The organism is Maribacter antarcticus DSM 21422 (assembly GCF_000621125.1).
Classification (GTDB): Bacteria; Bacteroidota; Bacteroidia; order Flavobacteriales; family Flavobacteriaceae; genus Maribacter; species Maribacter antarcticus.
In genome coordinates this window covers 281,050-304,059 of the sequence record NZ_JHZC01000008.1, presented here as the reverse complement: position 1 = coordinate 304,059, position 23,010 = coordinate 281,050, and the positions used below count along the sequence as shown (strand labels likewise).

Sequence of the window (23,010 nt, the reverse complement as noted above, 5' to 3'; positions counted from 1 at the left end):
AATGCTACTCTATCCCAGACATCTTGAATCAATTAGGCTGTTAACTGCAATTCGAATATTAGAGGAGCCAGAAGGTCTAATCTCGGCGGTATTCAATATTAATTCCAAAGCCCTTAGATTAGATGAGCCTGAAGCCGTGATATCCAAACTTTCAGCGCTACCATCCAAAGTAATAGTACTGGAACCAGAAGAAATTACCCCAATTCGTTTCGCCTTCAACTTCAGTTCTGCATTTCTAGACCTTGATGTATGCACTTTAAAATTTGACGCCTCCAGCGTTAAGGAAGAGCTTACTTTCCCCGAACCAGGTAATCTAATTGCATTTATCTTATCCACGGGAATGGCAATAGAAACCTTCTCTACTAGAAATCGCTTCAATTGCGTATGATCCTTAGATTTTATGGTTAAGGTACTGACTCCTAGCTCCGGGTCTGTGTATTCTAACATATTATCTTCAGTAGTCATGGTAATGCTGCCTTCTTTCCCTTCCACCAAGGTTACTTCGTAAAATACACCCTCAGTAATACCCTCATAGTTTCCCACTTTTCTTTCTGCAGTAACCACGTTTCCATTCCCTTTTGTTTTTTTACAACGTTGGGCATGAGTCCATGAGGCACATATAATTAGTGCGAAAAATGGTAGTATAGCTTTCATGATTTATTTGTTTTTTGATTGGTTATTATTCATCTCTAAGTGAATCTACTGGATTGGTGACCGCTGCTTGAAAACTCTGCCAACTTACAGTTAACAAGGCGATTAAAAGTGCTGAAATTCCCGCCAAAGCAAACACCCACCAACTAAGTGTTGTGCGGTATGCAAAGCCTTCTAACCATTGATTCATGGTATACCAAGAAACAGGCACTGCAATAACAAAAGCCACACCTACCCATTTAACAAAATCCTTATTTAAAAGTGCAAGCACTTGTGGTATGGTCGCCCCATTTACCTTACGTATGCCTATTTCCTTTTTACGTTGCACCACAGTGTAGGATGTAAGTCCAAACAAGCCCATGGCAGCGATAAGAATTGCTATAACAGTGAAAACCTGAAAGGCAGACCCAAAGGCTTTATCTTCTTTGTATTGTGCTTCAAATTTTTGATCTAAAAAAGTATAGTTGAACGTACTTTTTGGGAAGATTCGGGTCCATACTAATTTTATTTGTGACATAGAAGATTCGATACCTGAGAGTGATGCCGCAGAAGGGTCTAGTTTTACTAACAGATTACTTACATCACTCTGATAACGAATAATCATAGGCAACACGGGGCTTTTGAGTCCAAAATGATAGTAATCCTTAATTACACCGGCTACCCTCCATTCATCATAGCCCCAAAACCCAAGTGTTTTATTCAGCACATCATCGGCAGATGAGATACCCATATTCTTAAGAAAGGTTTCGTTGACTATAACCTGTCGTCCCTTCCCTTCCGATGAGGCAAGAAAGGTTCCGCCGGCCAAGAATTCAATATCCATTAAATCAAAATAATCGGGCTGTACGTGATAGGTATAGAATAACTTGTCCTCTTCGCGTTTCCCATTTGGTAATGAAATCCCACGGGTAGAGGATAGATTATCAAAACTATCGCCAGGATAGGTTTGTGCAATAGCCACTTTTTCCACAAACGGCAGTCTTTTCAACTCTGCCTCCAAAACCTTGTAATCATTAATTAACAAAGAATCTGCCTTTGCAGTTATTACTTCACCCTTTAATGCGATAACTTGATTGACGTTGGTGCCAATGGGCTGACTTTCCAAAAAATTAATTTGTTTGGTCACTACAATAGTGCCTATCAATAAAACAATCGTAGCTAAAAACTGGGTAACGAGGAGCCCTTTCCTAATGGCTAAACCTTGTGTAGAAGTCTGTATTTTTCCTTTTAACGCTTTGGCGGGAGAATAGCTGCTCAGTAAAAGTGCAGGATATAGGCCTGCTAGAATCATACCCAATAAAATAAAAAGGAAGTAAGGCAAAAAGCTGCTAATATTTGATAAACCTGAGCTGAGCTCCTTACCAGTAACGGCATTATACAAGGGCAGTGTTATAGCCACCAGCACTAAGGATATTGAAATAGCAATAATGTTTAGCAATATAGATTCAATTAAAGATTGAAGTATCAGTTGTGATTTTTGGGCTCCAGAAACTTTACGAATACCCGCTTCCTTTGCACGCTCCATAGATTTTGTAGCGGAAAGGTTTACGTAATTTAACCACGAGAGAATAAGAATAATAAATGCAATGGCCGTCAAAAATTTGATTCTGGTAACGCTGCCGTTCGCGGAAACCTCATAGGGCTTATCCGAATACAAATGAATATCTTCAAGAGGTTCAATATTGTGTTGTTCCTCTGTATCTTGCTCTAGATCACTATCCATTATTTTTTGGCGTAAAAGAGATACGTTGGCATTTGGATCTAGTTTTAGAAACGTATAATAATTGTTCGCATTCCAATTAAGTTCGTGTATCTCAGTGCCATAATAGGTCCACGTTTTCTCAGTTTCATATGATATTAAAAAGGAGTTTCTATAATGCGCGGTTTTTGGCATATCGACCATTACTCCCGTTACGGTGAGTATTGCTTTTTCCCCATCTCTAAATGCAGAAATTGTTTTTTGCATTGGATCTTCGGTTCCAAATAATTTCTGTGCAAAAGATTGGGACAGTACAATAGAATAAGGCTGAGATAGCACCTTTTCTTTTTCTCCTTTTAGCAGTGGGTAGTTGAAAATATCAAAGTAGGAAGGGTCTGCCAATGAACCTAGCGGCTCTTCTAATATGCGCTCTCCTAGTTGAAAGGTCATTTTTTCAAAATAGAACAATCTAACGTAGTCCAACACTTCCGGGAATTCCTCCTTTAGAGAAGGTCCTGTCGAATTATAAGTTTGGGCATCTCCTGCTACAAAAGTATCGCCTTCTAGGTAATCCATGTAGGCTCGATAAACGTTCTCAGATCCTTCAAATTTATCATAACTCTGTTCGTAATTCACATAGAGCATAATGAGCACGAAAGAAGCGATGCCGATAGCCAGTCCAAAAATATTAATGAAAGAATAGAGCTTATTCTTAAGTAAATATCGTGTTGCGATTTTTAGGAACAGTTTATACATCAATTGATTTTAGTGGTTCTTATAAAACGTACCCTATTATTATGCCATAATACAACCTACTGATATTCAATATTTTGAATATCATATAATTCAAATACTGTCAAAATATTTTACAGTATTTGTACATTATTTTTACAGACCATTATTCGGACCGAAGGCTTTTTACAGGATTTACCCTAGCAGCTGCAATGGTTCTAATACTTATAATAATCAAAGCGATTACAAGCATGGCAAGTCCGCTACCCACAAATACCCACCAACTCATATTGGTCTTAAAAGCAAAACCCTGTAACCAATTGTACATGCCCCACCATGCTATTGGTATTGCAATTAAGAACGCAACGCCTACCACCATCAAAAACTCTTTACACAACAACATATTCAGTTGTAGCAAAGAAGCCCCTACTACTTTTCGGATTCCAATTTCCTTGATACGCCTTTGCGTGGTGTACATCACCAATCCCAAAAGCCCTAAACAACTAATTAAAATCACCAGGCCAGTAGCCCATCTCAAGAGCACAGAAACTTTGCGTTCTTGGGCATAAAACCGCTCAATGGTATCGTCCATAAAACGATGCTCAAAATCGGAAGCTGGATAAATACCCTTCCAAATACTTTCAATTTGGGCGATGGTTTCCGGCCACTGAGAACTGTGTTCTGTAGCCAATTTAAAACTTACGACCCTAAATTGAGAACGTCTACTCCCATTTGTATCGCCCGTAAATGCCATGGGTTCTATTTTTGTCTTTAAAGAACGCTGATGAAAATCTTGCATTACCCCTACAATGGGGTGGTTCTCATCATCTGCCTTAAATGTCTTTCCAATGATACTTTCCGGATTTTCAATACCTAATTGCTTTAAATAGGTTTGATTCACTACATATTCTCGTATGGTATCATTGAGCGGTAACCGACCTGCAAGTAATTGAAGGCCGTAGATATTGAAATAATCGGCATCGCCATAAATGAGCTGTAAATCTGAGTTGACTTCCTGATCGCCCTGTTGAAATAATACACCCATAGAATGGGTACTAAAAGATGCCGGTGGATTCCCTCCTAAGGTTACCTCGGTAATCATAGGCAAGGCTTCCAATTTGGCAATAAAGCGTTCTTTCTTCTCTGGTGCAGGGTCGCTCCAAGGCGTATAGAAATAAGCAATGGCATCAGTCTTGAAACCCATGTCCTTTTTCATTATATAGTGCAGCTGTTTCCCTACCAAAAGTGTCGCGATAATAAAAATCTGTGCAATAGAAAACTGGAATACCGTCAAGTACTTCCGAAGCCCAGCACGCTGATTTGCTTTTACCCCCTCATTTTTTAAGACGGAAATAGGTTTGTAGCCCGATAAGATTAATGCGGGATAAAAACCCGAAAGTAAGGTAACTATAAGCAATAAGGTCACAATACCTAAGATAGGCAAGGCATCATAATACAAACTAAGATCGATACCAGCCGGAATATAATCACTAAAAATACCGAGCAGTCCATTTGCTAAAACTAAGGACAGCGCCCCTGCCGCCATTGTTAATAATAGCGTCTCGCCCAAAAACTGGAAAATCAATTGTTTTTTAGACGAACCTAAGGTTTTACGAATCCCAATTTCTTTGGCACGCTGTGAAGCCTGCGCAGTATTAAGATTGATAAAATTAATACAGCCTAAGAGAAGTAAAAATAACGCGACGAGCCCTAAATTTCTAAGCACCAGAAGACTTGCCCTCTGATCATCAAAATCAAAGGTATTATAGTTACTATCAAAATGTAAGTCGGACAAGGGTTGCATATAAAAGGAATTAGACCGGCCTATTGCTACGCGTTCCTTTGCTTCATGTTCTTTGGATATGCCATCCAACACTTTTTGAACTTCGATTTTACTGGCGTTTGGGGTAAGTTTTACAAACAATTGAGAAGCAGAGTTGGTATTATGCCAATGCGCATCTACGACGGCACTGGTCATATCCTGTACATCTGCCGTTTTTAAGGAGAGGAATTCCTCAAAGACCAAATCGGTTCTCTGGGTAAAGTTGGCGACTATACCGGTTACTAGGGCAGGAATGGTATCGTTATAAATTAAAGTTTTACCGATAAGTGAGGTAAGTTCTTGATCTGGAAAATATATTTGAGCCCGAGCTTCGGAAAGTACAACCGTATTGGGTGCACTCAATGCCTCTTTTTGAGTGCCGGCCAACCAGATATAGTCCAAGGTCCTAAAATAGTCGTCATCTGCATAGATAACAAACTCAGGATTTTTAAAGCTAAAATCCAGCTTCTTGTTCTCTACACGTAATGGGTATGCAGTAAAAAATGGTGCTACTGTTTCCAGTTCGGGCATATTCAAATCGCTAAGGGCTCCTGCCAAAGGAACCGTTACCCCTGCATTATAAAAATCACCTTCTGGACTCAAGAATGCTGTCGTGATTCTGTAGATACGTTTGCTATCCGAATGGAACTTGTCAAAGGTCATGTCGTAATAAATAATCGCTCCAATGACAAAAGCCGCACTTAAACCAATGGACAGACCAATAATATTGATTAAAGAAAACACCTTATTTTTTAAGATGTTTCTCAAAGCTATTTTTAGATTATTTTTAAACATAGGTTTCTATTTTTTTAAGATGCATCTATCCCTTTCGGATTTGATTATTGACTTACTCCGTCCTTAAACTCTTAACCGGATTCGCTAGGGCTGCTTTTATGGCTTGAAAACTCACCGTGAAAAGTGCAATCCCTATCGCGACAAAACCGGCCAGCACGAAAATCCACCAAGGGATATCTATGTGATAGGCAAAACCTTCCAACCAGTTATTCATCAATATATAAGCTAATGGAAAAGCAAGCGCGATGGAGATAAGTACTAATTTAGTAAAGTCGATGGTTAGCAATCGAGTGATCGTTACTATGGAGGCACCTAGTACTTTTCGTATCCCAATTTCCTTTCTTCTTTGTTCCGCCATAAAAGCAGTTAGACCAAAAAGTCCCATTGCGGCAACAAAAATGGCCAATAGACAGAAAATGATGCTTATTTGACCGGCACGCTTTTCACGCTCGTATAATTTTTCTAGTTGCTGATCTAGAAAGGAATAGCTAAAATCTAGCGTTGGCAAGACCTTTGTAAAAGCTCCCTTTAACTGTTCCATCGTATTACTTAGATTACCCGTTTTAAAACGGACTAGCATATACGATTTACCTTCATCTGTATTATTATGAAAGGCATACGCACCAATAGGTTGATGCAAAGATTCGTAATTAAAATCATCTACCACGCCAACTATCGTATTAGGTACCCCAATGTAAACCTCTTTCCCGATGGCTTCTTCAGGTGAAAAACCCAAATACTGAACTGCTTTTTTATTCAATACGACTTCCACTAAGGTATCTTTTTCGTTTTTATTTTTCGGCAATGTAGTTCCTGCCAATAGTTTTAATCTAAGCACGTCTAAAACCGCTGCATCGGCCACATTCGTTTGTATGTTTAAGGATTGTTTTTGGGTAACAGTTTTACGCAAAACACGTCCACTTACATCAATTCCAGGATAGCCTTGAGCAAAGGCAACAGATGATACATCTACCAAACTATTAAATTCTGTTACTAAGGCATTTTTGTTTTCCGCACCTCGCAGTCCCTTTACAGAAATTGCCACAACGTTATCTGGCTTAAAACCTAGGTTTTTATTCTGAATAAATTGGGATTGTTGGTAAATGACCAATACCCCAACGATTAAGGCGGCAGATGCTGCAAACTGAAGCACCACAAGACCTTTTCTTACCAGTGTATTACCTTTCCCCTGTTTTAAGGAAGGAGAAAGAATCTCCTTAGGCATAAACCGAGATAGATATAAAGAGGGGTACAATCCAGAAACTAAGGTCGTGACTAACCAAATCCCAATGATGATCATTAAAAACGAACTATTGAACAATACACCTATCTCTAATTCTTGATTGGTGATATTATTGAAACCAGGCAATACTAAAACGGCCAAAACAAACCCCAAAACAATAGAAATTGCCGTGATTAGTCCCGTTTCTATATAAAAACGTGCTACAAGAGATTGCGAAGATGCGCCCAAAGTTTTGCTCATACCCACTTCTTTAGACCGTTTCTGTGACTGTGCCGTGGTAAGGTTCATATAGTTCATACAGGCAATCAAAAGAATGAGAACCGCTAGATAACTAAGGTTGAGCACCTCATTGATGTCTCCTATCCGTGATACGTATGAATTACCGTACGTCGCAGAATACAGATGTATTTCATTTAAGGGCTGTAACGAAAACTGATACCACTGTTCCTCTTTTTCTACATTGGCATCCAACATTATTCCCATTTGCTTCTTGGTGGCTTCCAATGTTACCTTGTCCTTTAGTAACACATAGGTTTCAAAACTAGCATTGGACCATGTTTTTCTATCGTAAAACCAATAGCCGTTGCTCGATGCCAATACCTTTGCGTCTATACTGCTATTTTTAGGGAAATCCTTATATATACCGGTAACCTCCAGTTCCTTGCTATTATCTATTTTTATAGTCTTCCCCATAGGGTTCTCTCCCTTAAAATAAAGTGCAGCAGCAGTTTGTGACAAAAGCACCGTATTAGGTCTTTCCAATGGGTTTGTACCATTCTTCTCTACTAATTCTACATCGAACATGGATAGCAGCTCCTTATCAACCCAATAAAATAGGTCCTCTGTGAAATTCTCATCATTTACCCTGACGGAGGTAGTTCCCCCAAAGTCATGCTTAAACACCCTTGCGGCAGTTTCAATATTGGTCACCTCCTCTTTTAGTGCGGTAGCGGTTACTGGTGGCGCAGTTGCCCATATGTCAAAACCAAAATCGCCATCAGTCTCTACCAAAACTCTATGTATGCGGTCCTTTTTAGAGAACATCGTATCAAAGCTTCGCTCATGCGAAATATGAAGGAATAATAATATCACTATCGCCAAACCAATAGATAGTCCAATAATGTTTATAGCGGAAAACAACCGATTGCTCTTCAAGTTCCGCAAGGCGATTTTAATATGATTTTTAAACATACTATTTCGTTTTTTGATTGATGAATAATTTATTCAGACCGTAAACTCTGCACAGGATTAACGGTGGCTGATTTTACTGCCTGTATCCCCAAGGTTACCGATGTGATTACAAAAGCGATGAGTCCTGCCAAAGCAAACATCCACCATTGTATGGAAATACTATAGGCGAAACTGCCCAGCCAAGCGTTCATCATATACCAAGCAATAGGAAAGGCAATCAGTGCTCCAATACCTACGAGTAGGATATAGTCTTTAGACAGTAATACCACTATTTTCAAAACACCTGCGCCCAATACCTTACGGATGCCTATTTCTTTTATCCTTCTTTTTGCCATGAAGGAAATAAGTCCGAACATGCCCAAGCAGGAAATAAAAATGGTCAGCAAGGCTACTATATTGACTGTTTTCAGCATACCTTCTATCAAGCGGTATTGACCACTTACTTTTTCAGTCAGGAAGCTTTGGGCAAAGGTTTTTCTAGAATCTATTTTGGCAAAGGCAGCTGCCATGATATCTTGTACTGCTTTTTCATGTCCTTCCACGACGCGGACGCTGAGATAGCGATGTGCTGCCAAATCTTTTTCGTCATTGTAATAATGTACCAAAGGTTCTACTACATTCTGTAAGTCCTGATAATGAAAATCTTCCATTACACCTACAATTCGGTGACCGTTAGAATCATCATTCTTCCACTTTAGACGTTTTCCTTCAATGGATAGCCACCCAAAAGCTTCCATGGCGCTGCGATTGATGATTACAGCGCGCTCGGCTCCATTGTCCCTTACACTATCAAAATCCCTACCTTCCACTATCGGAATTTTAAGGGTTTCCAAGTAACCGTCATCCGTATAGGAGCGACGAATGCGCACATCGGTATCTGTATTGGCATCGTAAAAGCTAGTGTAATTAAAGTAATAATCAGATGGAATAGCCTGACTCGTGCTCACATTAGTGACATAGGGATTGGCCTCTAAATCATCCAAAAGGACATTAAAATTAGAGCTTGCGGCATCAATATTTTTATAATCAAGGTCGATGTTGCCTACGATAATATTTTCGCGCTCAAAGCCTAAATCGGCCTTTTTCATAAATCCAATCTGACTATTCAAAATAATGGCGACACAGATAAAAAGTATGGCAATAGAAAATTGAAGAATGATAAAAGTGTTTTTAAAGAAGAAATTTCCTTTTGCACTATCTATTTTTCCTTTAATCCCTTGGGAAACTGGCAAAGAAACAAAACGCAGCGTGGGTGAAATACCTACCACCAAAGTTACTGCCAGCCCTAATGCTACAGCCCCTAACACCACGGGGTAGTCATCTGTAAAACTAAAGTTTATAGTACCAAAATCGGCACCAAAGACACCATTCAACTGAGGCAACAAAACGCCGAGGAAGAGTCCGCCAGAAATTAATATAGACAACAAAACTAAAATACCATTTTCCAAACAAAACTGGGTGATTACACCTTTTTTACTTCCGCCCAATATTTTCCTGACCGCAATATCCTTAGTTCTCCTGAACATGGTAGAAGTATTCAAATTCAATAGGTTTACCAGCACCAATAGCAGCACAAAAAATGAAGTAGCCATATTGCCGCCAATAATAATACCTACTACAGGAATATTGTCAATTCGCAGTTCTTTATGCGGCATCAGTTCCATTCTTGAAATAACGGTAGGGTCCGAATAATTATCCTGTACCAATTGATTAATTCTGCTTTCTAATTGCGGAATATCAGCATCAGGACGTAACTTTAGAAATAGGGGCGAAAAACTATTGCCCCAATTTGTCTGCCTTTTAAAAATAGGATTGTCTTTTAACAAGGTATTCGGCAGTAAAACCCCCATCCTGAAAGAAGAATAGGGACTAATGGGCTCTAGAACTCCTGTTACGGTCAGGTTTAGGGTATCGGCAGCTAGTAACGTCTTTCCCACTGGATTTGTGGCCCCATAAATTTGCTGACTTACCTTATCGGTCAAGACTATAGAATACTTTTCGGTTAAGGCCGTACTTTGATTTCCGTGTTTTAATGGTAGTCCAAAAACTTCAAAAAAATCGGGCTCGGCATAGTTCGGCTCTTTCTGAAATTCGGTATCCCCTACTTCCAACCAAATATTTCCCCAGCCATGCAAATGGGTGCCCGCCTCTACCTCGGGAGAGGTACTAATTATTTTATCTAGTAACGGATAAACGGCCTCATTATAGTCGTTTCCGTCATTTAGATGAGTTTTTACATAGTAAATTTGCTCTTGTTCGACAATATTATCATCGGCAATGTAATAAGCGTATGTGGAAAACATTAGCGTTAACACACTTCCTATTCCAATGCTCAGCCCCAGAAGATTTAAAAAGGAGAGCATTCTGTTCTTCCATAGGTTTCGAAACGATAATCTTAAGTGGTTAAGTAGCATCAGTATGTTCTTTGTCATTCCCACCCTTGTGCCGTCCCGAGACTTCGGGAGATTCAGTAAAGAAGGAAATCTGTATATTTATATCAAAAAAAATCTACGGTCTTCAAAAGTTGTCCTCTTGTTCACTTGTACATGAAATCGATTTTCATGCCATATTTTTAATATACTGAAAATGTGATACTTACCTGATATTATAAATAAAATAGGCTTTTTTTATGTAAAATTTTTGGACAGTTTTTGTATAAGAATTTTACAGTGAATTATCCTATTCGCTCTATTTGATTAAAGGTAATTATAAAAAAAGGCTAACATGGAAAAGCAGTTGAACGTACCAATCTTACTACGACGATAACCGATCTTGAATAAAGCAATAAACACCTTTTGCCTATTTCTTCTTTAACCAGCGCGTAATGGAGTTATGTTCACCTTCAAGGACAATTTTGTAGAAATTTGATGGTAAATGAGACATATTTATACTTGCTTTTTCGTCCTTGATTTTGACCTCGGCGATACGTATGTATTCATCCACACCCCCTTTTTTAAAGGAATTAGTTGGACTCATCCAGACTTTAAGTTTTCCTCTTTGGTCATATGCGTCCCATGTCAAATTTAAAACATCATCCTTAAAAACAGCTTCGACGCTAGAAACGGAAATTTTACCGGTTAGCGGTACGCCATCTATTTCCCAAAGCTGTTCCTTTTCGGGTTTGATATTCAAAGTCCGCAGTATCGAAGGCATAATAGCGACAATACCGGGTCGTTGCTGCCTGAAATAGTCATTTAGTTCCTTGGCATTGGTCACAATCCACGTGTCACGCTCCCGATCTGACTGACCCCCATGTCCTTTTCCATCTTTTGCAACTCGCCCATGATCGGTGGTAATCCATAGCTGCCAATCTTCGTTGAAGTTTTTTGTTCTGTATTGGGTCGCTTCCCAGATGCGACCAATTTGACTGTCCATTATTTTTATCGCGTCATAAAACTGTTGGCTATCTCCATATTTATGCCCCATATCATCCGTGTATTCTAAATATACCCAGGAAAGGTCCGGGCCCTCCATTTTAACATATCGGGCTGTTTCGTTTGTGACATGTTCGTCTATCTTGTGAATGTATAACGTATCATCATCATGGGGAAATGCAATGGTGTCTAGTTCAAATCCGTCAAAATGATAGTCCAGTTTGATGTTTCCGTTAGCTGGCAGTTCTTCTCCTACCAATTTGGTGCGGTTGTCTAACCAAGTAGAAAAAATAGCTGTTTTTAATTCTGGCCTATGTTCTTTTGCAAACCTAAAAATGGTCCAATAGTTATAATTTGGAGCTTTGATGCTATTTCCCCAAACATTATGTTTATTAGCCCAAGTACCCGTAAGTAAGCTATTGTAGCCCACAGATGAAATGGTCGGGCTTTCAGAGTATCCGTCTTTTTGGCCACCAACATAGGCACGGGTGTACCCTCCTTCCTTTGCCAAGGCATCAAGGTTTGGGGTTTCTACTTTTTCGATGGCATCAGAAGAAATACCGTCAACAAGCACAAAAATTACTTTTGTTTTCGACTCTTGTGAAAAGACAAAAACACCTATAAAAATTACAACTATTAAAGAAAAGGCGTGTTTTATCGACATATGTTTAATTCTAATTAGCTACTCCAGCAGATGTACCCTGACGTTTCCAAATCGGTTGATTCTCAATACTAGATGCGGTAAATATAAAATTTTTGTTTTTGATACAACATCAAACCAAATTCGTCCTTATGGGATACAAAATATCTGATGACCCTTTCCTATAAAAACCAGCATCGCTCCCTAAGGTCTCCATCGGCCCTGAAGTTTCTACGAATAAATCAAATTCTTCCTGTTTATGAAAAATCCAAAGCCTTTGAACGGTATCTCCCTTATCCTTAAAATACTTATAAATCGTACCGATACCAACATTGGCCTCTTTTACAATATCATTGATTTTACAGTATGTAATACTTTATGGACTATACGCTTTAATGATGCCCTTAAAATCAATTCTATTTTTTCCATCCTAAAATTCAATCTACATGGCGAAGATAGCATTTATACAACGTGTCTGACTTATTCATTTAACCTTCCAAAACTATCATTAGTTTCAGTTTAAACGGGATAATAAAAGTTTATTCAGTTCGTAAACTCTTTACCGGATTCTGTTTGGCAGCTTTAAAACTATGCCAGCTTACCGTTAACATCGTGATTAAAATAACAATACTTCCTGCCATGAAAAACATCCATAGACCTATATCAATTTTATAAGCAAAGGCTTCCAACCATTTGTTGGCAGCAACATATGCGATGGGCATGGACACTACAAAAGCAACCAATACCCATTTTAAAAAATCAGTATTGAGCATAACTAGTATTTCTGAAATACTCGCCCCATTTACCTTTCGTATGCCTATTTCCTTGAACCTGCTTTGAGACATCATTAAAGAGAGCCCCAAGACGCCCATAGCACAAACAAACACGGCAATAAGGGCAAAAATTAAGATCAAATTTTTCTGTAGCAACTCTGTTTTATACTCGTTTTGATACAGGGTACTAACCTCAAAATATTCCATGGGATATTTTGGAAACATTTCTTTCCATGCTTTTTCAATAGCGGCTACAGCCTCCGTTTTGGAAAACGGTGTGTAGGAAATCGCAATGTTTTCCAACCAACTATTATCCCTTTTAAAAAGCACCAAGGGTTCCACTTTAGTCTGTAACCCGGAGAGATGAAAATCTTCGACTACCCCAACTATTTTCCCTTTTGGAATAGCCACGCCTTCCACAGGAGAAATTAGAGCAAAATCTTTACCGATTACAGCACTGGCTTCCTGAAAACCTAAATAACCTAAAGCCGTTTCATTGATAATATATTCCCCATTCCCATCTTCATCTGTATTACTCTTGGTGAAATTTTGTCCCCCCAAAAACGGTAGGGCAAATACATCTGTAAAAGAGTAATCACAAGAAAACACACCAATGTATTTAGTATCTGTGTTTGGAATACCTTGCATGGTAAACGCAAACATGTCATTTGTCTCACCCCCAGGTGGAGCCATCATTGCGGAAACCGAACCGATGCTGTTTTGTGTTACCAATTCTGACTTAAAAATATCAAACTTCTTCTGCACCTCAGCATGAACAAAAGGGATACATAGCACATTATCTTCTTTGGCTCCCATAGAATTACCAAGCGCATAATCCGTCTGGCGCGAAATAACAATAACACCCACCAGCAATACAATCGCTAAGGCAAATTGAGAGACCAAAAGTATTTTATGTGTCTTTACGGTTCCTTTTCCCTTCATCTTTTTATCCAATGAGAAGTGCTGAAAATGGCTTTTGAAAACGGGTTGTATTCCTGCGAATAAACTCAAAAAGGAAAAAAATAAAATAACGCCAGCTGCAAACCATCCATTTCCTTCCGATAGATTCAATTGGTAGCGGTCGAAAATAAACTGATTCAGTTTTACAGCACCAAATAGCACCAAAACCAAAGAGGCAAAAACCATAATTCCACTCTCCAAAAGAAAATAACGAATCATGATACGTTTAGAAGAGCCTAGTATTTGATTTAAAGCCAAAAACTTGCTGAGATACCCCGCCATACCCAAATTTAAGCTGGTGAAATTACTCAGCGAGATAAAAAGCAAAATGAATGCAGAAATCCCAAGAAGGTATAGATTGGCCATGCTTCCATTCGGTTCTATCTCACGCAGCAGATTTGAGTTTAAATGAATCTTTTTTATATTCATTAAATGCCCCTGCATTTTTGCCTCCTTATCGATTTCAATTCCCTGCAATTCATTTAAACTTGTGGAAATCTTATCGGCAAGACCCGTAGCCTTTACCTTTTCTTTTAATAGCAGGTAAACATACGCCCAACCCGCAATAGCATCGTTGCCTGGCATAATTAGTAAATCTGGATGTAAGTGACTTTGCTGAGCAAAATCTTCCATGACACCCGTTACCGTAAAATCCGTTTCCAGTGAATTATAATGCCCTGGTGGCAACGAAATAATCTGACCCATGGGATTTTTATCTCCAAAAACCTTTTGTGCCAAGGAACTTGATAGTACTACAGAACCAGGTTCAGCTAGAGCAACATTAGCATCTCCGTCTATAAAACGAACATCAAAAACTTGTAAAAACGTATCGTCTACAGCAAAGGCTTGGGCTATGGCGTAGTGTTGTTCTCCTTTTAGAATAAGTTTATCGCGCAAGGGCATCAATCGCACCGCAGTTTCAATTTCAGGAATTTGCTTGGCGAGTTCCGGAATTATTTTTGAATCGGAGACACGTGCAAACTCATTCCCCTCAAAAATATCAGGATGCGTAATGGTTAGCCTATATATTTTATCAGCATTCGTATGGGCCTTATCATAGCTGAATTCGTTCTTTAGAAAAAGGGCAATAAACAACACTCCACATAAGCCTAAGGATAAGCCTACTAGTTTAATTCCATTTAAAATAGGTCGCTTCCGTATATTCCTAAGTGCATATTTTAAAAGCATAGTTCTCTTTTTAATATTTTAAATTTAGGCTTTCTTAGCTGCTTGATATGTTGGTTTTTAGACCCTAGATACACCATTGTGCTTCGACTGTGCACAACGTGCTATGCCATAGTGTAACCCTATATCCTAGGACTACTGTGCATGGATTTAGCGGTTTTTCTATTCCATCCTTAAACTTTTTATTGGATTCTGTTTCGCCGCCTTAATTGCTTGGAAACTCACCGTAAGTACGGTTACTCCCATGGCACCGAACATAGCCAATGCAAAAATCCACCATTTTAGAATTACTCTATATGGGTATTCCTGTAGCCATCCATTCATAACATAATACGCAATAGGTATGGCAATGCAACAGGAGATGATTACCAATTTTAAAAAGTCTTTGGAAAGCATATTCCATACATTGAATACAGTTGCACCTAATACTTTACGTACACCAATTTCCTTTGTGCGCTGTTCAGCTACAAAAGAGGTCAATCCAAAAAGTCCCAAGCAACTGATTAGAATCGCTAAGGCCGTAAAGATTCCAGATAAGGTTCCTATCCGTTCTTCTGATGCAAATTTCTCTCCATATTGATCGTCTACAAATTGATATTCAAACGGTACATCTGCAAAATGTTCCTTAAATACCCGCTCCACAATAACCAAATTCTTACTGGCGCTCTGCTTTGGATTTAACCGTAAATTATAATAGCTCCCATTATCGGAGCGGTCATACACATACATAGCCTGTTTTACAGGTTCGTATGGGGACTGTGCAATCATATCCGCTACTACGCCAATAATCTTTAAAGGTGGGTTTGGATCTTCTTCGCTATCATCCTTCAATAATTGTCCTATCGGATTTTCCATACCTAGATATTTTTTAGCGGTTTCATTAATTAAAACACCCAAGGAATCTGTAGCGAAATCCCTAGAAAAATCCCTTCCTTCCACTATTTCCAAACCTAAGGACTTGGCATACTCGGGAGAAACTTCGGTCCATGCAAGATCTTCTTGAAACCCTTCTGGTTTTCCTTCCCAAGTAAATCCGCTTCTATTGGACCATATTTGTGTAGTGGGGCTACTGGAGGTGGACATTTCTAGCACTGCGCCAGAGCCTAGAAATTCAGTCCGCATCAATTCTGTCTTCCCTGAAAAATCTTGACTAAAGGTTGGTATTTGAATCAATCCTTCCTTATCATAGCCAATAGGTCGGTTCTTAGCATAATTAATTTGTTGCATTACGATAACCGTTCCAATGATAAAAGCTACGGATACCGTAAACTGTATCACTACTAAAATTTTTCTTGGTAGCCCGGCATATCGCCCCACTTTAAACGTTCCTTTTAATACATCAACAGGTTTAAAAGAAGAAAGATACAAGGCCGGATAACTCCCCGCCAATAATGCCGTAAAAATGATAAACCCAACGGATATACCCCAAAAAGAACCACTTCCCCATGGGAATACAATTTCCTTTCGGGCTAGTTCATTAAACCCTCCAATACATAACAACACAATGACTAAGGCTATGACGTATGCCAAAACAACTACCAAAAAAGACTCGCTCAAGAACTGATAGATCAACTGCCCTTTCTGCGACCCAATAGATTTTCGGATGCCTACTTCTTTTGCTCTTTTCTCTGACCTTGCCGTACTTAAATTCATGAAATTGATACAAGCCAATAACAAAACAAAAGCACCGATAATACCAAATAGCCATACGTATTTGATTCGACCTCCTACCTGTTTTCCATTCTCAAACTGACTTCTCAGATGCCAATCCTTCATTGGAAATAGAAATAATTGCGGATTAAATTCCGCCGCATCTTCCGCTAAATTCTTTTTAACATCTTTTATAGTAGCCGTAACATTAGCTATAGTATTATTGTCCGCTATCTGTGCGAACATCTGAAAGGAATTATTGCCCCAGCTATCCTCGGAATTTCGTACCCATTCCCGCGTAGCCAAATATTTCTCCCACGGAATGATAAATTCAGTATCACTAAAAGCATTGTTAAACGGAATATCGGTGTAGACAGCACTTACGGCCAGGTCAAATTCATTACTCACCTTCACTACTTTCCCAATAGGGTCCTCATTACCAAAAAGAGCAGTAGCCGTAGATGCTGATAGCATTATGGAATTAAGTTCCCTAAGCCCGTCTTTTTCTCCTTTTATAATTTTGAGATTGAAAAGTTCAGGTGCTTCGCGCTGCATATAGTTCCCTGGTCTAGACAAGCTTTTATCACCATACTTCAAATAACTATCATTGGTCCATGAAGCCATAATAAGGTGCTTAAAATTATCCTTGTAACCGTCCCTTAATGCCTTTTCCAACGGTCTAGGAATGGCGGGGCCTGTTCCCGTATTTCCATTAAAAGTTTGTGACTGGAAGATTTGTGCGATTTTTTCCTTGTTGGGAAAGTAATTGTTATAGGAAAGCTCGTCCTGTACCCAAAGCCCAATAATCAGCGTAACGGCCATTCCTAATGCGAGTCCGCCAATATTGATGACCGAGTAGCCCTTATTGTTCCAAAGGTTCCGCCAGGCGATTTTTAAATAGTTCTTAAACATGATTGATGATTTTGATTGCTGTTGTTCTTATCAAAAGAGTCAAATTGCTGCTAAATGTTTCACTCTGTTCGTAAACATTTTACAGGGTTGGTAATTGCAGCTTTGATACTTTGGTAGCTTACGGTTAAAACAGCAACACCAACTGCCAATAAAGCGGCCAATGCAAATACCCACCACCCTATCTCTATACGATATGAAAAATCTTCCAACCATTTGTTCATTACGTACCACCCTAAGGGCAGTGCGATGAGAATGGAAATACCTACCATTTTTAGGAAATCTGTTGTAAGTCGATAACTAATCTGGCCCACGGTGGCACCCAATACTTTTCGGATACCTATTTCCTTGGTACGCTTTTGGGCATTGAAAGCAGCCAATCCAAATAACCCCAAGCAGGCAATTAAAATCGATAAGAATGTAAACACCGTAAATATTTTACCTAAACGCTGTTCTGCATCATAGGTAGCATTGAAAGATTCATCCATAAATCGATAATTAAAGGGTTGGCCTGGTGCCATCTTGTTCCAAATACTTTCGATATTGGTAATTGCCCCCGAAAAATCGCCTGCCTTCAACCGTATCGCCAAGTTTCCAGTTGATTTATTAAGAGACATGCCTAAGGGTTGAATATTTTCCCGTAGGGATTCGTAGTGAAAATTCTTTACCACGCCAATGATGGTATAAAAAGGAGGTACGTCCATATCTACATCATCCGAAATCTTAATACCCAAGGCATCTTGAGCACTGACGCCAAGAATCGGCAGTGTAGCTTCGTTAATGATAACAGACAGGGAGTCACCCACTAATTTTTTATTAAAATCGCGTCCAGCAATCAATTCTATATCCAAAGTAGCCAAATAATCAGCATCTACCTCCCAATCCTGCATGTGTATAGCATTCTCCTGATCTCTATAACCTTCCTTAAAAAAAGAACTATTGGAACGCCATGATGGTGTTGGCAAAAATCCACTTATAGTAGCATTTTCAACTTGCCCCAAAGCTGTAATTTCATTTTTAAAGGCCCTGATTTGACTTCCCAAACTATTGGTGTCGTCTAAAATCAAAACTTGATTTTTGGTAAAACCAAGGTCTTTTCCCTGGATAAAATTCAATTGCTGAAAAACCACCAAAGTACTAACAATGAGGAATACAGAAATAGCAAATTGAAAGACAACTAGGGCATTTCTCACTTTACCACCTCCAACACTACTTTGTCCTCCTTTCAGTGTTTTTACCGGCATAAAGCGGGACATAAAAAATGCAGGATAACTACCAGAGAATGATCCTAACACAACGGTGGCCATTACAACACTAGCCCAAAATAAGGGACTTGTAAAGGGGATGGAGATATCTTTCCCTGAAAGTTCATTGAAAAACGGAAGCAATAGCGTACTCAACAGAATACCTGCTAGGAGCGACAACAGCGAAATCAAAACTGATTCCGTTAGGAACTGCCAAACCAAATCGCCCTTATTGGACCCCAATGTTTTTCGAACTCCGATTTCTTTAGCCCTTTTTAGGGAATGTGCGGTGGAAAGGTTCATAAAGTTCACACTTGCCAAAATCATCAAAAATAGTCCGATAAAGGACAAAATATATACGTTTTGGATACTGCCATTAGCACTAAGTTCGAAATCTCGTTGGGAATACAGATGAATGTCGGTTAAGGGCATCGTGTGATAACGTATATAATTTCCGGAGGCAGCAAAGGTTTCTGCCGTCATACCTGGAAAAAACTCTTGTGCCCAAGGCAGCATATAATCCTCTAGCATACCCAGTAATGGCTTCTGAAATTCTTTTATATTGGCGCCGGGTATTAATTTTATAAACGTGTAAAAATTATTACCACCCCAATTATCCTCTTTAGAAGCAGGGTGACCTTCCATAGCCATGAAAATAGAATAGTCCCGTAGAAACGAATTTTTTGGCAGGTCTTCTATGACCCCACTAACCGTAAAGGTATCGGTATTATTAAGTAGCAAACGTTTTCCCAAAGCGCTTTCCTTGCCAAAATGTTTGGTTGCCGCTGTTTGGGTCAGTACCAAGGTATAAGGTTTGGCCAAAGCTGTATTGGCGTCACCGGAAATTATATCGATTCCAAAGAATTCAATAAAAGAGGCGTCGGCGAAAGCAACATCTGTCTCCTTGGCATTAGCATCTTCCCCCACAGGCCTTACCAGCGCACTGCCTCTGCTCCTTAGCCTTACGGTTTGCTCCACTTGAGGAAAATCCTTTTGCATTGCTGCTGCCATTGGAGCGGCAGCTTCAGAGGCTTTCATTTCTGCACCCCCAAACTTGATGTCCGTATCTATACGGTAGATGCGATTGACATCAGCGAACATTTTATCATAACTGAGTTCGTCATAGATATAGAGCGAAATCAAAAGGGCACCGGTAATTCCAATAGCCAAACCAAAAATATTGAGCAGCGTAAAAAAAGATTGCTTTTTTAAGCTTCTCCAAGCGATTTTAATATGGTTTTTAAGCATGATTGTTTTGATTGATGTTCATATGTATTACATACCTATAAAGTCCATTTTCATGCCAAATGAATAACTAGCTAATTATTAGATAATAAAATAAATAATTTTAACTGTAAAATAACTGGACATACCTTGTATACTATAGTTACAGAAATAGATTGATAACCAACCTGTTCTACTTCTTTTTTTAGGTGAAAATTTAAAACTGTATTTATTCCGTGCGCAAACTTTTAACGGGGTTCGCAATCGCTGCTTTTATACTTTGGTAGCTTACCGTTACGACAGAAATTAGAACTGCCAAGAAAGCCGCAAGTACAAATATCCACCATGGTATATTTATGCGGTAGGAGAAATCCTCTAACCACTTGTCCATAGCAAACCAACCTAAGGGTAGAGAAATTAAAATAGCAATCCCTACCAGCTTTAAGAAATCTAAAGTAAGCTTCATAGATATTTGGCCTACACTTGCACCCAATACTTTGCGCACCCCAATTTCCTTAGTTCGTTTTTCAGCATTAAAAGCGGCTAAACCAAACAAACCCAAGCAAGCAATTAATAGAGACAGAACTGTGAAAATGATGAAAATATTACCCAACCTTCGCTCACTTTGATAGGTGTTATCAAAGGCATCCTCCATAAAATAGTAATCAAATGGTTCCCCAGGCACTATGCTATTCCAAATACCTTCTATTTGTGTAATCGCATTTGGAAAATCACCTGCCTCTATTTTTACCGCCATAGCATAGGCTCCATCTCCTAAATGTAAACTTACTGCATCAATATCTTCCTTCAATGAGGCTATGTGAAAATTTTTCATAACCCCTATAATGGTAAAATAGGTTGGGTTTTCTGAACTAATGCCTGATGTGTATCGCTTGCCCAAAGCTTCTTGTGGACTCATTTTCATTACCCTTACCGCTGTTTCGTTTATAATAATGGAAGTAGAATCATTTCCGAAATTTTTATCAAAATCACGACCTGCTACTAGTTCAAAACCCATGGTAGTAACGTAATCATAATCAACACTCCACGTCTGCATACTCACCGCATTTTCTTGGGTAGTTTCGCCAGTTTCAGGGCTAAAAGTAGTATCACTACGGGATGATGGAGTTGGAAAAAAACTACTTAAGGTAGCATTCTTAACAAAACCTAATTGTTTTACCTGTTCTTTAAAGGTAGTACCCTTATCACCTGCTGTGTATATATCATTAATGATTAAGACCTGATCTTTTGAAAAACCCAAATCCTTACCCTGTATATAGGTTAACTGTTGGTAAACCACCAGGGTACTCACAATTAGGAAGACTGAAATGGCAAACTGAAAAACGACGAGGGAATTTCTTATTTTTCCGCCACCCACGCTACTTTGCCCTCCTCCTTTCAGGACCTTAACGGGTTTGAAACGCGACATAAAAAAAGCTGGATAACTTCCTGAGAACACTCCCAATACCGCTACTGAACCTAGTAAAATCAACCAAAAAATAGGGCTTGTAAACGGAATGGAAATATCCTTATTGGCCAAGGTATTAAAAAATGGTAATGCTATCAAGCTAAGAACAAGAGCCAATGCTAAGGATAGGAAAGATACTAATCCTGATTCTACCAAAAACTGACGTATTAATTCTATTTTATTGGACCCTAGGGTTTTACGAACACCTACTTCCTTAGCCCTTTTAAGAGAGTGGGCGGTCGACAAATTCATAAAATTAACACTTGCCAAAACAATAAGAAAAATTGCTATAAATGAAAGAATATAGATACTTTGCATATCATTATTAGCACTCATTTCTGCAATTCGACTAGAATTCAAATGAATATCAGTTAAAGGTATAGTGCTGTAAACTAAATGATTGCCAGCCTCTTTAAATTGTTTTTCAGTAATACCAGGCATAACTTTTTGTACCCCAGGTACCACATATTTTCCCAAGAACCCACGCAGTTGCTGCTGTATATCTGCGGCATCAACACTTGGTATTAATTTAATGAAGGTTTGATAATTATTACTACCCCAATTCACCACTTTAGCATCATCGTATCCTTCCATTGATTCAAAAATGGAATAGTCTCTTAAAAATGAATTTTGTGGAAAATCATTTATGACTCCTACTACGGTATAGAGTTCTTCATTATCAAGTAGCAAGTTTTGTCCTATTGCACTACGTACGGCAAAATGCTTTTCTGCAGCAGTTTTGGTAAGTATGATTGTATTTGGGTCCTGTAATGCCGTTTTTACATCCCCTTCCAATAATGCTACACCAAACATTTCAAAAAATGTTGGATCCACATAAGTAGTCTGCTCTTCTTTTACATTAGTTTGGTCATTTGCTTTACGCACTAGTGCGCTACCCCGTGTTCTAAAACGAGTAACTAACTCTATTTCCGAAAAATCATTTAGTAATGCCTCTGCCATAGGAGCAGGCGTTACTGCGAATTCTCTAGCGTTTCCACCAAATTTAATGTCAGCATCAATTCTATGGATACGATCCGCGTCAATAAACATCTTGTCATACCTTAATTCATCATAAATATATAATGAAATAAGTAAACCTCCGGCCATACCAATAGCAAGTCCGAAAGTATTTAGGAAGGTAAAAAAAGGTTGCCTTTTTATACTTCTTAGAGCTATTTTAATATGATTTTTGAACATGATTGATGATTGTTTTGATTGATGCTCTTATGTATTACATTTTTATAAAGTCTATTTTCGTGCCAAATAAATAACTAGCTAATTATCAGATAATTAAATAAAATAAACTATTTTAACTGTAAAATAATTGGACATACCTTGTATAATATATTTACAGAAATAGATTGATAACCAACCTGTTATACTTCTCCCTTTTGGTGAAAATTTAAAGTTGAGCAAAAACAAATAATAAAATGGCAAGGCAGCTAACTGT

The 23,010-nt window shown here is 38.7% G+C and carries 11 protein-coding genes; all 11 read right to left on the bottom strand.

The features are described from left to right. Positions 1-9: 9 nt before the first annotated feature. Positions 10-654: a GIN domain-containing protein gene (locus Q360_RS0109860; protein WP_027076947.1), complete on the bottom strand. Its 645-nt coding sequence runs from the start codon at positions 652-654 to the stop codon at positions 10-12. 25 nt (positions 655-679) lie between these two features. Beyond that, entirely contained in the window at positions 680-3,106 is a 2,427-nt protein-coding gene (locus Q360_RS0109855) for an ABC transporter permease (RefSeq protein ID WP_027076946.1), read from the bottom strand. A gap of 142 nt (positions 3,107-3,248) precedes the next feature. Next, positions 3,249-5,699, bottom strand: a complete 2,451-nt coding sequence (locus tag Q360_RS0109850) for an ABC transporter permease (RefSeq protein ID WP_027076945.1) — start codon at positions 5,697-5,699, stop codon at positions 3,249-3,251. Between the two features lie 52 nt (positions 5,700-5,751). Further along, positions 5,752-8,133 carry an ABC transporter permease gene (locus Q360_RS0109845; RefSeq protein WP_027076944.1) on the bottom strand — a complete coding sequence of 794 codons (2,382 nt, stop codon included), beginning with the start codon at positions 8,131-8,133 and terminating at the stop codon, positions 5,752-5,754. A 29-nt stretch (positions 8,134-8,162) separates the two neighbouring features. Then, positions 8,163-10,565: an ABC transporter permease gene (locus tag Q360_RS0109840; protein WP_245603239.1), complete on the bottom strand. Its 2,403-nt coding sequence runs from the start codon at positions 10,563-10,565 to the stop codon at positions 8,163-8,165. Positions 10,566-10,932: 367 nt separating this feature from the next. Continuing rightward, positions 10,933-12,171: an alkaline phosphatase family protein gene (locus tag Q360_RS0109835; protein WP_036195569.1), complete on the bottom strand. Its 1,239-nt coding sequence runs from the start codon at positions 12,169-12,171 to the stop codon at positions 10,933-10,935. A gap of 109 nt (positions 12,172-12,280) precedes the next feature. Then, positions 12,281-12,496, bottom strand: coding sequence for a hypothetical protein (locus Q360_RS27415; protein WP_394331946.1), 216 nt, complete (start codon positions 12,494-12,496; stop codon positions 12,281-12,283). 190 nt (positions 12,497-12,686) lie between these two features. Continuing rightward, positions 12,687-15,068 carry an ABC transporter permease gene (locus Q360_RS0109830; protein WP_027076941.1) on the bottom strand — a complete coding sequence of 794 codons (2,382 nt, stop codon included), beginning with the start codon at positions 15,066-15,068 and terminating at the stop codon, positions 12,687-12,689. 159 nt (positions 15,069-15,227) lie between these two features. Next, complete coding sequence (locus Q360_RS0109825; protein WP_027076940.1) at positions 15,228-17,627, bottom strand: ABC transporter permease; 2,400 nt, start codon at positions 17,625-17,627, stop codon at positions 15,228-15,230. Between the two features lie 59 nt (positions 17,628-17,686). After that, positions 17,687-20,116 carry an FtsX-like permease family protein gene (locus Q360_RS0109820; protein WP_027076939.1) on the bottom strand — a complete coding sequence of 810 codons (2,430 nt, stop codon included), beginning with the start codon at positions 20,114-20,116 and terminating at the stop codon, positions 17,687-17,689. 205 nt (positions 20,117-20,321) lie between these two features. Next, on the bottom strand, positions 20,322-22,757 hold the full coding sequence (locus Q360_RS0109815; protein WP_027076938.1) for an ABC transporter permease: 2,436 nt from the start codon (positions 22,755-22,757) through the stop codon (positions 20,322-20,324). Positions 22,758-23,010: the final 253 nt, after the last annotated feature.